The sequence below is a fragment of the Allobosea sp. P4_E12 genome (genome assembly GCF_056401655.1).
This window is the reverse complement of record NZ_JBFUIY010000016.1, coordinates 26,078-39,184: the sequence shown is the minus strand read 5'-3', so window position 1 is coordinate 39,184 and position 13,107 is coordinate 26,078. Positions and strand designations below refer to the sequence as shown.

Here is a 13,107-nt window from a genome sequence, read left to right as displayed (position 1 = left end):
ATCAAGGGCCGATCACGGTTCCCCGGGCCCGGCCACCGGAGACGCGGCAGGAGCAGCCCGTGCCGACCAATCCCGCGTCGATCAGCGCGCAGGTCCTGACCGGCGTCGCGCAATAGCCGCCGACATCGCTCGAGACGGGCGTGGAATAGGCAGGGTAGCTATAGGAGTAAGCATAAGGAGACTCGTACGGATACGAATAGTCGTATCCGTAATACGGGTAGGCAGCCGAGGCCGCGATCGCCGTGCCGGCAACGAGACCGGCCGCGCCCCAGCCATAGCCGTAACGGGAGTAACCCCAGCCGCGACGCCAGCCCCAGTAGTTTCCTGCCCGCATATAGGGTCGGTTCCAGCCGCCTCTCCAGCCGACGCCGCGATATCCGTACCCTCCAGGCCGGAACCCGACGCCCCGCCCGTACCAACCGCCGGCGCGCATGCCACCATGCCAGCCGCCGCCATGGAAGCCCCCTCCGCCGTATCGTCCCTGGGCGGATGCATCGTCGACAGCGACAGTGACAAGGGGAAGGACTGAAGCCGCAAGAAGTAGGATGTGGCGCATGGCACGCTCCCGCGACGGAACACACCACAATCATAGCGCGAAGGAGGTGGCCGGGGATCCCTCGGACGGCACACGTTTCAGCGATTGCACGAATACGCGGCGAGCAGGCTGAATGAAGAATGGCCGGGACGAGCCCGGCCATCATCAAAGGCGTTCCTTCGGAACCTCCTTCGGAATTATCCCGTCACCGCACCCTCGCTGGCGGAGCGTGCGAGCGCCGAATATTTTGCCAGCACGCCGCGCTTGTAGCGGGGCTCCGGCTGCGTCCAGGCAGACCGCCGGCGTTCGATCTCGGCCGCGTCGACATCGAGCTGCAGGAGCAGCTTGTGAGCGTCGATCGTGATCTGGTCGCCTTCGTGGACGAGCGCGATCGTGCCGCCCTCGAACGCCTCGGGCGTGACGTGGCCCACGACCATGCCCCAGGTGCCGCCGGAGAAGCGGCCATCCGTGATCAGGCCGACGCTGTCGCCGAGGCCACGGCCGATGATCGCCGAGGTCGGAGCCAGCATCTCAGGCATGCCCGGCCCGCCCTTCGGCCCGAGATAGCGCAGGACCACAACGTCGCCGGGGCGGATCTTGTCGGAAAGGATCGCCTCCATCGCCGATTGTTCGTCCTCGAACACCCGAGCAGGACCGCTGATGACGGGGCTCTTCAGACCCGAGATCTTGGCAACCGCTCCGCCCTCCGCGAGATTGCCCCTGAGGATGGCGAGGTGGCCTTCCTTGTAGAGCGCCCCGCTGATCGGGCGGATCACCTCCTGCGAGGCCCGCGGCACATCCGGCACATCGGCCAGCTCTTCCGCCATGGTGCGCCCGGTGATGGTCAGGCAATCGCCATGCAGGAGCCCGGCGGTGAGCAGGACTTTCAGCACCTGCGGGACACCGCCGGCCTGATGCAGATCGACAGCCATGTATTTGCCGGAGGGCTTGAGGTCGCAGATCACCGGAACCTTGCGGCGAACGCGCTCGAAATCGTCCAGCGTCCACTCCACCTCGGCGGCGTGGGCGATCGCCAGATAATGCAGCACGGCATTGGTCGAACCGCCGGTCGCCATGATCAGCGCGACCGCGTTCTCGATCGACTTGCGGGTGACGATATCGCGCGGCTTGATGCCCTTCTTCACCGCCTCGACCAGAACGCGGGCCGATTCAGCGGTGCTGTCGACCTTCTCCTGATCGGGATTGGCCATGTTGGAGGAGTAGAGCAGCGACATGCCGAGCGCTTCGAACGAAGAGCTCATCGTGTTTGCGGTATACATTCCGCCGCAGGAACCGGTCGTCGGGCAGGCGTTGCGCTCGATCCCGTCAAAGTCCTCCTGGCTCATCTTGCCGGCCATGAAGGCACCGACCGCCTCGAAGGCCGAGACGATCGACAGATCCTCACCCTTCCATTTTCCCGGCTTGATGGTGCCGCCATAGACATAGATCGCCGGCGCATTGGCACGCAGAATGCCGATCATGCCGCCCGGCATGTTCTTGTCGCAGCCGCCGAGGACGAGCACGCCGTCCATCCACTGGCCCTGCACCGAGGTTTCGACGCAATCGGCAATGACCTCGCGGGAGACCAGGGAGTATTTCATGCCCTCGGTGCCCATCGACATTCCGTCCGAGATCGTCGGCGTGCCGAATACCTGCGGATTGCCGCCGGCTGCCTTGATCGCTGCGATCGCGGCGTCCGCCAGCGGCTGCAGGCCGGCATTGCAGGGCGTGATCGTCGAATGCCCGTTGGCGATGCCGATCATCGGCTTGTCGAAATCGGCCTTCTCGTAACCCAACGCGTAATACATCGCGCGGTTCGGCGAGCGGGCGATGCCCTGGGTGATATTCTTGGAACGTTCGTTGAAGGGCATGGGCGTGTGCTCCCGGTCGGCGGCAGTCAGAGGTGACGAGGCAGTTTTAAAGCCACTCCAATCTAATGAGAAATATACTTTTCTATCGCCATTAGGTCGCAGGGCATATTAGAGGATCCCATGGACCTCCGTCAGCTCCGCCATTTTCTCTCCGTCGCAGAAGAGCTGCATTTCGGCCGGGCTGCCGAGCGCCTGGGCATGACGCAACCACCCCTGAGCCAGTCGATCCAGGCCCTGGAGAGTGAATTGGGCGTGCAACTCTTCGTGCGGACGAAGCGCAGCGTCGCCCTGACGCCCGTCGGCCAGGAATGGCTTGCTCACGCACGTGCCGCTCTCGACAAGGCCGCGGGGTTGCCGGAAACCGCCCGCCGCCTCTCGCGCGGCGAACTCGGCAGCCTGCGCCTCGCTTTCGTCAGCACGGCCGATTACAGCGTGCTTCCCGGGATGGTCAGCCGGTTCCGGCAGAGTTTTCCTCATGTCGCGGTCTCGCTGCGCGAGGCAACCAGCGACATCCAGATCGAGGCGGTGCTGACCGACGAGATCGACGTCGGCATGATCATCGCCCCCGACCGCAAGGCCCTGCAGGCCACGCTCAATTATCGCCCGCTCCTGCGCGAGCCCTTGGTCGCCGCTGTTCCCGAGGCCTGGATCGCGGCCCGCCGCCCGGGTTTCACCGCCGAGACCTTGCGCGCCGAGGCGATCATGGCCGCGCCGCTCATCCTGTTTCCGCGCCATATCGCGCCTGCATTCCACGACATCGTGTCGGGCTACTTCGCCGAGCATGGCGCGCCCCTTGCCGTCCATCAGGAGGCGATCCAGATGCAGACGATCATCGGGCTCGTCGCCGCCGGCATGGGAATCGCGCTGGTGCCGCAATCCATGACCAACCTGCGCCGGCGCGGGGCGCATTACCTGCCTCTGCAGGATTCCGCTCCGGAGATCGAAACCGGCCTAGTCTGGCGCGCGGCCAACAGCTCGCCGACGCTGCAGCGCTTTCTCGAGATCGCGTCCTAACGCATTGGCCCGAAAAATGGATTTCGGTTTTCGGGAAGCCCGATGCAGCCACGGAAGGTTGGATCATCGGCCGGATACGATATCTGGCCCGATGGTCCAGGCGCCGTTCCTGCAAGGATGAGCCTGCTCCCGCGGCGCGGCTAAGCTGCCCCCCAAACAGCAACGGCCGGGACATGCCCGGCCGTCGTTCGAAATCCTGTCCTGGCGGGGCGCTCGGCCTCGCCGTCTCAATCGAGCTTGAACTTGCCGAATTCGCGGTGCTCGCCATAGATGCGGCGGACGGTGCCGGTGATCGAGCGGTAGACGATGGTCTCGGTCTCGATCACGTCCTTGCCGAACTTCACGCCTGACAGCATGCCGCCGTCGGTGACGCCGGTGGCAGACACGATGACGTCGCCCGAGGCCATTTCGGACATGTCGTATTTCTTGTTCGGATCCAGGACGCCCATGCCATGGGCGCGCTTGCGCTTCTCCTCGGTGTCGAGGATCAGGCGCCCCTGCATCTGGCCGCCGACGCAGCGCAGCGCAGCCGCCGCCAGCACGCCCTCGGGCGCGCCGCCAATGCCCATATAGATGTCGATGCCGGTCTTGGCAGGCTCGGTGCAGAAGATCACGCCGGCGACGTCGCCATCGGTGATCAGGCGGATCGACGCACCGGTCTTGCGGATCTCCTCGATCAGCTTGGCATGGCGCGGACGGTCCATGACCAGTGCGCTGATCTCATGCGGCTTTACGCCCTTGGCCTTGGCGAGCGCATGGATGTTGTCGGTCGGCGACGCGTCGAGATCGATGACGCCCTGCGCATAGCCGGGGCCGATCGCGATCTTGTCCATGTAGACGTCGGGCGCATAAAGCAGCTTGCCGGCTTCAGCCATGGCCATGACGGCGATGGCGCCGGGCATGTCCTTGGCGCAAAGCGTCGTGCCTTCGAGCGGATCGACGGCGATGTGGACCTTGGGCCCGTGCCGGTTGCCGACCTTCTCGCCGATGAAGAGCATCGGGGCTTCGTCGCGCTCGCCCTCGCCGATGACGATCTCGCCATCGATGGGCAGGCGGTTGAGCTCGCGGCGCATGGCATCGACCGCTGCCTGGTCGGCTGCCTTCTCATTGCCATGGCCGCGCAGGCGCGCTGCGGAGACCGCTGCACGCTCGGTGACGCGGACCAGTTCCATCGACAGATAGCGCTCGATGATATGGGATGAGGCGATGGTGAGTTCGGACATGAGGCTCCCTCGAACTATTCAGCAGTCGGCAATCGGCAGGTCGGACACGCAGGCGCCGAAGGCCTATTCCCGTTCAATCCTTATCACCTGCGGCGGTTCAGCAATGTGACCGTCGGCGGTGACCTTTTCGAGCGCGTCGCGGATCGCCGACTCGCTGGTGGCGTAGGTGATGAGTACGACCGGCACCGGCGCTCCGGAACGCCCCGTCGGGTCCCGGGTGGCGGCGGCTTCCGAACGATGCTGGACGATGCTCTCGAGCGAGATATCGGCCTGCGCCATGCGGGTGGCGATGGCTGCGGCGGCACCCGGCCGATCCGCAACCGCGAGGCGGATGTAATAGCCGCCCTCATGACGCTGCATCGGCGTGCGCGCCGGCTGCTCGAGCCGCGAGACCGGAAGGCCGAAGGGCAAGCCCGAGGTGCCGCTCGCGACATCGGTGATATCGGCGACGACGGCAGACGCCGTGGGATCGCCACCGGCACCGGGACCGACCAGGGTCAGTTCACGGACCGCGTCGGCATCGATCGTCACCGCATTGGTAACGCCCATGACCTGCGCGATGGCGGAGGATTTCGGCACCATTGTCGGGTGCACGCGCTGTTCGATTCCGGTGCGAGTGCGCTCGGCGACACCGAGCAGCTTGATGCGGTAGCCGAGCTCGTCGGCCATCTTCAGATCGAGCGGCGCGATCGAGGAAATGCCTTCCACATGAATCGCTTCGGCGTCGATCTTCACCCCGAATGCGAGGCTGGTCAGAATGGCGAGCTTATGGGCTGTGTCGTAACCCTCGACATCGAAGGTCGGGTCGGCCTCGGCATAACCGAGACGCTGGGCATCCTTGAGGCAGGCCTCGAAGGTCAGCCCCTCCAGCTCCATGCGCGAGAGGATGTAATTGCAGGTGCCGTTGAGGATGCCATAGAGCCGCGAAACATTGTTCCCGGAGAGCGCCTCGCGCAGCGTCTTGACCACCGGAATACCGCCGGCGGAGGAGGCTTCGAACGCAAGCGCCACGCCCTTCTCTTCAGCCAGCGCGGCAAGCGCGACGCCGTGATGCGCAAGCAGCGCCTTGTTCGCCGTCACCACCGATTTGCCGGAGGACAGAGCGGCCTCGACCGCAGCCTTGGCGACGCCGTCCGAACCGCCGACGAGTTCGACGAAGCAATCGATCTGCGACGAGCGCGCCAGCTCGACCGGATCGTCGAACCAGGTGTAGCCGGTGAGATCGATGCCGCGATCACGGGTTCGGTCGCGGGCCGAAACGGCCGTCACACGCACGGCGCGGCCGCAGCGGGCCGCAATGGCGTTTTCCTGGCGGTTGAGGATGCGCAGCACCGAAGCGCCGACCGTGCCAAGGCCGGCGACACCAACGCGCAAGGGAGCAGGACCGGGTGAGGAAGCGAGCGTCGTCATGCCGTCGGGGTCGCACGCGACAACGGGCGAGTCAACGGAGCGGATGCGCGGTTCGGTACGAAGCCTGGCGCGACGCGCGCAGTTTCTCAGCTCAGGAACGGGAAGCGATCAAGGACTCACGGCGGACACAACATGTGCGCTGATTCGCCCTTCGAGCTCGTCGGTCGATGCCATGGCGCGCTCCTGTAAGACAGGACGTTCGATCTGGGGCTGGATCGAGCCGCATCCGGTCATTCAGCGCGTATCCAGGCTGAAGAACCGTACGCTGGAGCGCGTGACTGCGAAACGGATATCAAACGGCTGGAGGCTGGTGCGGGCTTGGGTCGCTGGTCAGTCGAACCGGCAGACGACCTCGGCTGCGAGCCGTTTCAGCTTGCCATCGGCAAAGGTCAGATGCAGCCGCAGCAGCTGATTGCCGAAGGCCGTGGTCTTGATGGTGTGCAGCGCTTCCAGCGTCGGTCCGGTCCAGGTCGTCGCGTTCTCGACTACGGGGCGCCAGAACCAGGCGGCAGGCGGCACAATGCTGATCGTGCCCAGGCGCTGTTCGGCTTCGGCCTGTTCCAGCCCCAGGGGGAAATAGCGCGCGGCAATCTCCGTCGCGTCCCGGCCGCATTCGTTGGAGCGAGTCGCGGTGAGAATATCGGACACCAGCGGCGAGTTCGTCTGCGTGTTGCGTCCGCGCGAGTAATCATAGGTGACGACGAGGCAGACCAGCGCGAACAGGCCAAAACCGATGCCGATCAAACGGCCTTTGCTGAACATGCCGAGCCCCTGCCCTCAACTGCAAGACCGATGGCGGCGCGTCTGCGCCGGCCATCGCGCACTCGTCTTAGCTCAGCTTACCCAGCTTTGGATATCTGGATGACGTTGTGAAGCGTTTGATCCGCGCCCTTGAGGAAGCGGCCGATATTCCGGGCCGCCTGCCGGATGCGCTGCTCGTTCTCGACGATGGCGATGCGGACGAAATCGTCGCCATGTTCGCCAAAGCCAATGCCGGGCGCGACGGCGACCTCCGCCTTCTCGATCAGCAGCTTCGAGAACTCGAGCGAGCCGAGATGGCGGAACTTCTCCGGGATCGCCACCCAGGCGAACATCGAGGCCTGCGGTGCGGGGAAGTCCCAGCCGGCCTTGCCGAAGCTTTCGACAAGCGCGTCGCGCCGCTTGCGATAGATCTCGCGCATTTCGCGGATGCAATCGTCCGGGCCATTCAGGGCGGCGGCTGCGGCAACTTGGATCGGCGTATAGGCGCCGTAGTCGAGATAGGACTTGACCCGCGCCAGCGCCGCGAGCAGGCGCTCGTTGCCAACGGCAAAGCCCATGCGCCAGCCGGCCATCGAGAAGGTCTTCGACATCGACGTGAACTCGACCGTGACGTCCATGGCGCCCGGCACCTGCAACATCGAGGGCGGCGGGTCGTTCTCGTCGAAATAGACCTCGGCATAGGCGAGATCGGACAGCAGAATCAGCTCGTGCTTCTTCGCGAAGGCGACGAGGTCGCGGTAGAAATCGAGCGAGGCGGTATAGGCGGTCGGGTTCGCCGGATAGCAGGTCACGAGTGCGATCGGCTTCGGCACCGAGTGGATCATCGCCCGCTCCAAGGCGGGGAAGAAGGCCGGAGTCGGCTCTGCGGGAACGGAGCGGATGACACCGCCTGCCATCAGGAAGCCGAAGGCATGAATCGGATAGCTCGGATTCGGCACGAGCACGACGTCGCCGGGGCCGGTGATCGCCTGCGCCATATTGGCGAAGCCTTCCTTCGAGCCCAGTGTCGCGACCACCTGGGTGTCGGGGTTCAGCTTCACGCCAAAACGGCGCGCGTAATAATGCGCCTGGGCGCGGCGCAGGCCGGCAATGCCCTTTGAAGCGGAGTAACGGTCCGTGCGCGGCTTGCCGGCGGTTTCGACCAGCTTCTCGATGACATGTTTCGGCGCCGGCAGATCGGGATTGCCCATGCCGAGGTCGATGATATCGACGCCCTTGGCTCGTTCGGCCGCCTTGATCTTGTTGACCTGTTCGAAAACATAGGGCGGCAGGCGTTTGATGCGATGAAAATCGGTCATTTCGAACATGTCCCTGGACGCGCCGCGAGAACCGGCTCGTCACAATTGTGCGTTGACTGCCCTTAGCATCGCATCTTCGGTCAGGACAGGCCGTAAGACGCAATTTTCGACGAAAGACGCCAGCGTGGCAGGGGCGGCTCGGGCCTCTCCTAGCGGCATGCCCCTTCCGGCCGCAGCCTTCGTGCCGCTCATTTGGCCTTCATCAGAACCGGCAGTTCCTTCAGAAAGGCGTCGCGGAGCTTCCGGCCGGGTATGCCATCCGTGCGTTCCGCGCCGATCAGCAGGCGCGCGAAGACGACGCGCCTGTCCTTGTTGTCGGCCCAGCCGACGAACCAGCCGAGAGGCCGCTTCCGATCGATTTCGCCTGCAGCGTTCCGAAGCCAGATGCTGCCGGTCTTGCCTTTCACCGTCCAGTCTCCGGCGCTGAAGCTGGGAAGGATCGCCCTGGTCATCTCATGGGCCTTGCCGGAAACCGGCAGCGAGCCGGACAGGAGGCGCCTCAGGAAGCCCGTCTGCTCCTCTGGCGAGATGGTCAGCGACGACGAGATCCAGGAATGGGTCAGGCCATTGTTCTGCCCGCGATCACCCGAGACATCGCCGTTGCCATAGCCGAGCTTCGCGACATGGGCTGCGAAGCTCCTGGGCCCGAGCCGGGCGGTCATTTCGCGCGAGTACCAGATAACCGAATCCGCCTCCCAGATCGTCGGGTCGACCGGCTTGCGATCCCGCGCCACCGCGTTGAATCGCGGTTGATAGTCCCAGAGGGGCTTGTGCTGGTCTTCGAGAATGCCCGCGTCGTAACCGATCGCAGCAAGCGGCACCTTGAAGGTCGATGCGGGGCTGAAGCGCTTGTCGCAGGTTCCTTCGCGGTGGAGCGTCTTTCCCGATGCCGCCTCGAGAATGAGCGTGCAATCGAGATACGGCTTCACGGGGACAGTCTGAGCCTGCGCAGAATTGGGCAGCATTGCGCCCGCGATCAGCATGGCTGCGGCGAAGGAGAATGAACGATGGTCCGCTTGCGCCATGGGGCACGGTCTCCGGAACGGCAACGCCCCTGCCCTAGCGAGCCGGCCCGTCCGGGATATGGCGCGATTCCGACTAACTCGAATTAACCTAACCGATTGGTGAAGGCTGCCCTGCCCGGCAGATTGCAGGAGCCAGACGGGACGAGCCAGCCGAGTCGACTTCCGCCCAATAGAATAGGCGGCTAATCGAATCGCCGATTAGTTGGTCGGAACCACGGCCGGCGCTGGCGGCGCGGTCGCGCCGAGGGACTTGGCTTGTTCGCCGGCAGCCTCATTCGAGAGGCGCTTGGCTTCGAGGTTGGTTTCGAGCGTCTTGAAATCCGCCACGGGCTTGCGCGGTGCAGCGCGCGTCGCAGACGTGCCGACCGAGATGTAATCCCGCTCCGTCGAGCGGCTCTCCTTGACGAAGGGCTTCGATTCCTGCGGCGTGGTCGCCAGTCCCGCAGCCTCGGCGACACCCTTCACGCCATCCCCCGCACAGCCGGCAAGAAATGGGGCGCAGAGCAGCAGCAGCGCCAGGAACCTTGTCGTAGGATTGTTGAGTGACATGAGCAGGTCCGGCGCGTTGCAGAATTATCTTTTTACACCATATCGTTTACGTCCTTAATGGGACCAAAATAGGAAGCAAGGGCTTCCGCAAAAGACGTGGCAAGGGGAGACGATTCATGTGCCCGCCAGCCGACGACAAGCCGAAGGGTCCCGCTGGCTCGGACGAAGCGCCTGTGCCGGATTTCGACCTGCTGGCCCAGAACATGGGGCGCTTCATGGAAGAGGCCGGGAAGGTGACCGCTGCCTATCTGAAGCCGATCGAGCGCGGCGAGGCGAAGACCGGCGCCGCCGACGAGGTAAGCGAAATGGTCAAGACCATTGGCCGCGTCGCAGAACGCTGGGTCACGGACCCGCGCAAGATCATCGAGGCACAAGCTTCGCTGACCAGCGACTTCATGAGTTTGTGGGCTTCGACCCTGAAGCGGGCCAGCGGCGAGGAAGCAGCTCCGGTCGCCGAGCCCGACAAGCGCGATGCGCGCTTTGCCGATCCGGACTGGTCGGCCCACCCGATGTTCGATTTCGTCAAGCAGGCCTATCTGATCGGCTCGCGCTGGGCCGAGTCTATGGTTGATCGCGCCGAGGACCTTGACCCGCATACCCGTGAGAAGGCGCGCTTCTACGTCAAGCAGATCGCCAGCGCGCTTTCGCCCTCGAATTTCGTCGCAACGAATCCCGAACTCCTGCGCGAGACGCTCAAGCAGAACGGCGAGAATCTCGTGCGCGGGATGAAGATGCTGGCCGAGGATGTCGAAGCCGGAGGCGGCGAACTCAAGATCCGCCAGTCGGACGGGCGTGCCTTTGAGGTCGGCGTCAATATCGCCACGACGCCCGGCAAGGTCATCTATCGCAACGAGATCATGGAGCTGATCCAGTACGCACCGTCGACCGAGCAGGTCTTCAAGCGCCCCCTGCTGATCGTGCCGCCCTGGATCAACAAGTTCTACATTCTCGATCTCAATGCCGAGAAGAGCTTTATCCGCTGGTGCGTGGCGCAGGGACTGACGGTCTTCTGCATCTCCTGGGTCAACCCCGACGAGCGCCACGCCGCCAAGGATTTCGAGAGCTATATGCGCGAGGGCATCTTCGAGGCCCTTGACGCGGTCGAGCAGGCGACCGGCGAAAAGCGCGTGACCGCCATCGGCTATTGCGTCGGCGGCACGCTGCTTGGCGTCACCCTCGCCTATATGGCTGCGACCAGGGACAAGCGCATCGAGAGCGCGACCTTCTTCACGACGCAGGTCGATTTCTCGAAGGCCGGCGAACTCTCAGTCTTCGTCGATGAGGATCAGATCCGCGCCGTCGAGGAGCAGATGGCCCAGCGCGGCTATCTCGACGGCGCGCGCATGGCCGGAGCCTTCAACATGCTGCGGCCGAACGACCTGATCTGGTCCTATGCCGTCAACAACTACCTGAAGGGCAAGCTCCCGACCGCGTTCGACCTGCTCTACTGGAACTCCGATTCGACGCGCATGCCGGCCGCCAACCATTCCTTCTATCTGCGCGGCTGCTATCTGGAGAACCGGCTCTCCAAGGGTGAGATGACGATCGGCGGGAAGACGCTCGATCTGAAGGCGGTGAAGATTCCCGTCTACAACCTCGCCGCCAAGGAAGACCACATTGCTCCGGCCCAGTCCGTCTTCATCGGCTCGCAATGTTTCGGCGGGCCGGTCGACTATGTCATGGCGGGCTCCGGCCATATCGCGGGGGTGATCAACCCGCCTGGCAAGGTGAAGTACCAGTACTGGACCGGGGGCAAACCCGAGGGCGTGTTCGCCGATTGGGCCAAGGGCGCCGTCGAACACCCCGGTTCCTGGTGGCCGCATTGGCTCGGCTGGCTGACTTCGCAGGCGCCGAAGACACTGCCGGCGCGCGAGCCGGGCGACGGCGCACTGGCGCCGCTCGAGGACGCGCCTGGAAGCTACGTCAAGATCAGGGTTTGAGCCCCTTCGGAGCCGGATGACCTTCCGGATCACAAAAAAGCCGGCCCAAGGGCCGGCTTTTCGCAGAATTGGGTACGTCGATCAGTTCTTCCGCACCACCGGGCGCATCGGGATCGTCTCCTGCGGATTGTCCCAACGATAGGTGATGCCGGCGGAAACGACATGAACATGCGGCTTGGCCTCGGCCGTGTAGAGAACCGCGCCCTGCTGCGGATGCGCTCCGGAATAGTTCACGCTCGCATTCTGGACGTGGAGGTAGGTATAGCCCAGGTCGAACTTGATCCTATCCGAGACCTGATAGCTGAAGCCTGTCGATAACCAGAGGCGGTCATTATCCGAGATGAAGACCGTGCGGTTCTCGTCGTTCACGGCCGAAAGCTCGTAACCGACACCGGCGCGAAGGGTCAGATCGCGGTTGTATTTGTATTCGAGACCCGCCGCGAAGTACCAGCTGTCGTCATACTGGAAGTTCAGGCTGGTGAAAGGAACGCCAAAATTGCTGGCGACCACGGGAATGCGACGGAAACGGCTCCAGTTCGTCCATTCGACACCAAGGTGAGCTTGCCACTGGTCGTTGATGACCTGGGAGAGGCCGAATACGACCGAATCGGGCAGATTCAGGTTCGCCTTGATCGGGTTCGAACCCGCAGCGAGGATCGGCGGGACCGCGGCCGGGGTCTTGAACGTGCCCTCCAGCGAATGATGGATCATCGAGCGGTAGGCCAGGCCGATATTGGTTCCCTGCCACGGGGTCAGCGTCACGCCGAGCTTGTAACCGAAATCGATCGAGTCGCCTTCGAGGATGGTGTTGGCCGCCGTAGCCGTGATGCCAGCTGCCTGCTTCAGATTGGTCTTGAAATACTGCACCTGGAGCGCTGCGCCCACGGCGAGCCAGTCATTCACCTGGTAGCCGACCGTCGGCGTAACGTTGATCGTCGCGACGCGCGCCGAGCGGCCGTAAATCTGAGACGCATTGAATTGGTTTTCGGGTTTCGAGCGCAATCCGAAGGGCACGCCGGTGTGCATGCCGATCCAGAGGCGATCGGTCAGCTGCCAGGCTGAATACGAAGCCGGCACGAAACCGCCATCGCCGCCGATCTCGCCGGTGCCGAGGTTGCTTCCTCCAGCGGCGCCGATCGGGACGATCGCGCCGTTAGGCAGCCGCACCCGTGTTGGCGAGGTCGGATCGTAGCTGGCGCTCGGGGCGATGTAGCTGAAGTTCCAATTGCTGTTGCGGCCTGGAAACATGGTGATCGTGGCCGGGTTGAAGGTCATGGCTCCCATGCCGATGCCGCCGGAGGCCGCGCCGGCAAATGCCATGCCGAGGCCCTCGGCACTCGTTCCACTGCGCAGCGAAAACGAACTTGCCGAAGCGACGCCGGAAACCAGAAGAGCAGCGACTGAAACGGTAGCAGCGGCGGTGTAGCGAACCATGCTCTTCATCGAGTACCCATCCCTAGGATTGACGTTCTTTCGGGCA

The 13,107-nt window shown here is 64.0% G+C and carries 11 protein-coding genes; 2 read left to right on the top strand and 9 right to left on the bottom strand.

The window, feature by feature from the left end; translation table 11 throughout:
* Nucleotide 1 precedes the first annotated feature (1 nt).
* Nucleotides 2-556: a hypothetical protein gene (locus AC1DW9_RS20425; RefSeq protein WP_441490920.1), complete on the bottom strand. Its 555-nt coding sequence runs from the start codon at nt 554-556 to the stop codon at nt 2-4.
* Between the two features lie 176 nt (nt 557-732).
* A complete protein-coding gene (gene ilvD, locus AC1DW9_RS20420; protein ID WP_441490921.1) occupies nt 733-2,406 on the bottom strand; it encodes a dihydroxy-acid dehydratase in 1,674 nt (557 codons plus the stop codon).
* Between the two features lie 120 nt (nt 2,407-2,526).
* Here ilvD and AC1DW9_RS20415 point away from each other — a divergent pair, with 120 nt between their 5' ends.
* Entirely contained in the window at nt 2,527-3,420 is an 894-nt protein-coding gene (locus tag AC1DW9_RS20415; protein ID WP_476776360.1) for a LysR family transcriptional regulator, read from the top strand.
* 227 nt (nt 3,421-3,647) lie between these two features.
* Here the strand turns inward: AC1DW9_RS20415 and glpX are convergent, their stop codons facing one another.
* The 6 genes from glpX to AC1DW9_RS20385 all read right to left on the bottom strand — a co-directional run bounded on the left by glpX (nt 3,648) and on the right by AC1DW9_RS20385 (nt 9,687).
* Nucleotides 3,648-4,643 (bottom strand): class II fructose-bisphosphatase, encoded by a 996-nt coding sequence (gene glpX, locus AC1DW9_RS20410; RefSeq protein WP_069881040.1) that lies wholly within the window; start codon nt 4,641-4,643, stop codon nt 3,648-3,650.
* A gap of 63 nt (nt 4,644-4,706) precedes the next feature.
* Nucleotides 4,707-6,053, bottom strand: a complete 1,347-nt coding sequence (locus AC1DW9_RS20405) for a homoserine dehydrogenase (protein WP_441508366.1) — start codon at nt 6,051-6,053, stop codon at nt 4,707-4,709.
* 330 nt (nt 6,054-6,383) lie between these two features.
* Nucleotides 6,384-6,815, bottom strand: coding sequence for a hypothetical protein (locus tag AC1DW9_RS20400; RefSeq protein ID WP_476770311.1), 432 nt, complete (start codon nt 6,813-6,815; stop codon nt 6,384-6,386).
* Between the two features lie 77 nt (nt 6,816-6,892).
* On the bottom strand, nt 6,893-8,113 hold the full coding sequence (locus tag AC1DW9_RS20395) for an LL-diaminopimelate aminotransferase (protein WP_441490925.1): 1,221 nt from the start codon (nt 8,111-8,113) through the stop codon (nt 6,893-6,895).
* A 188-nt stretch (nt 8,114-8,301) separates the two neighbouring features.
* A complete protein-coding gene (gene blaOXA, locus AC1DW9_RS20390; protein ID WP_476770309.1) occupies nt 8,302-9,138 on the bottom strand; it encodes a class D beta-lactamase in 837 nt (278 codons plus the stop codon).
* Between the two features lie 198 nt (nt 9,139-9,336).
* Nucleotides 9,337-9,687 (bottom strand): hypothetical protein, encoded by a 351-nt coding sequence (locus AC1DW9_RS20385; protein ID WP_441490926.1) that lies wholly within the window; start codon nt 9,685-9,687, stop codon nt 9,337-9,339.
* A gap of 116 nt (nt 9,688-9,803) precedes the next feature.
* On the opposite strand from AC1DW9_RS20385, the gene phaC reads away from it, so the two are divergent.
* Nucleotides 9,804-11,627, top strand: a complete 1,824-nt coding sequence (phaC, locus tag AC1DW9_RS20380) for a class I poly(R)-hydroxyalkanoic acid synthase (protein WP_441490927.1) — start codon at nt 9,804-9,806, stop codon at nt 11,625-11,627.
* A gap of 81 nt (nt 11,628-11,708) precedes the next feature.
* On the opposite strand, the gene AC1DW9_RS20375 is transcribed toward phaC, so the two are convergent.
* A complete protein-coding gene (locus tag AC1DW9_RS20375) occupies nt 11,709-13,070 on the bottom strand; it encodes an OmpP1/FadL family transporter (RefSeq protein WP_441490928.1) in 1,362 nt (453 codons plus the stop codon).
* Nucleotides 13,071-13,107 lie beyond the last annotated feature (37 nt).

Excerpts from the sequence above, each read along its gene's own strand:
- AC1DW9_RS20385 (WP_441490926.1), bottom strand. The coding sequence starts at position 9,687 with ATGTCACTCAACAATCCTACGACAAGGTTCCTGGCGCTGCTGCTGCTC.
- blaOXA (WP_476770309.1), bottom strand. The coding sequence starts at position 9,138 with ATGGCGCAAGCGGACCATCGTTCATTCTCCTTCGCCGCAGCCATGCTG.
- phaC (WP_441490927.1), top strand. The coding sequence starts at position 9,804 with ATGTGCCCGCCAGCCGACGACAAGCCGAAGGGTCCCGCTGGCTCGGAC.
- AC1DW9_RS20425 (WP_441490920.1), bottom strand. The coding sequence starts at position 556 with ATGCGCCACATCCTACTTCTTGCGGCTTCAGTCCTTCCCCTTGTCACT.
- ilvD (WP_441490921.1), bottom strand. The coding sequence starts at position 2,406 with ATGCCCTTCAACGAACGTTCCAAGAATATCACCCAGGGCATCGCCCGC.
- glpX (WP_069881040.1), bottom strand. The coding sequence starts at position 4,643 with ATGTCCGAACTCACCATCGCCTCATCCCATATCATCGAGCGCTATCTG.
- AC1DW9_RS20400 (WP_476770311.1), bottom strand. The coding sequence starts at position 6,815 with ATGTTCAGCAAAGGCCGTTTGATCGGCATCGGTTTTGGCCTGTTCGCG.
- AC1DW9_RS20375 (WP_441490928.1), bottom strand. The coding sequence starts at position 13,070 with ATGAAGAGCATGGTTCGCTACACCGCCGCTGCTACCGTTTCAGTCGCT.
- AC1DW9_RS20415 (WP_476776360.1), top strand. The coding sequence starts at position 2,527 with ATGGACCTCCGTCAGCTCCGCCATTTTCTCTCCGTCGCAGAAGAGCTG.
- AC1DW9_RS20395 (WP_441490925.1), bottom strand. The coding sequence starts at position 8,113 with ATGACCGATTTTCATCGCATCAAACGCCTGCCGCCCTATGTTTTCGAA.
- AC1DW9_RS20405 (WP_441508366.1), bottom strand. The coding sequence starts at position 6,053 with ATGACGACGCTCGCTTCCTCACCCGGTCCTGCTCCCTTGCGCGTTGGT.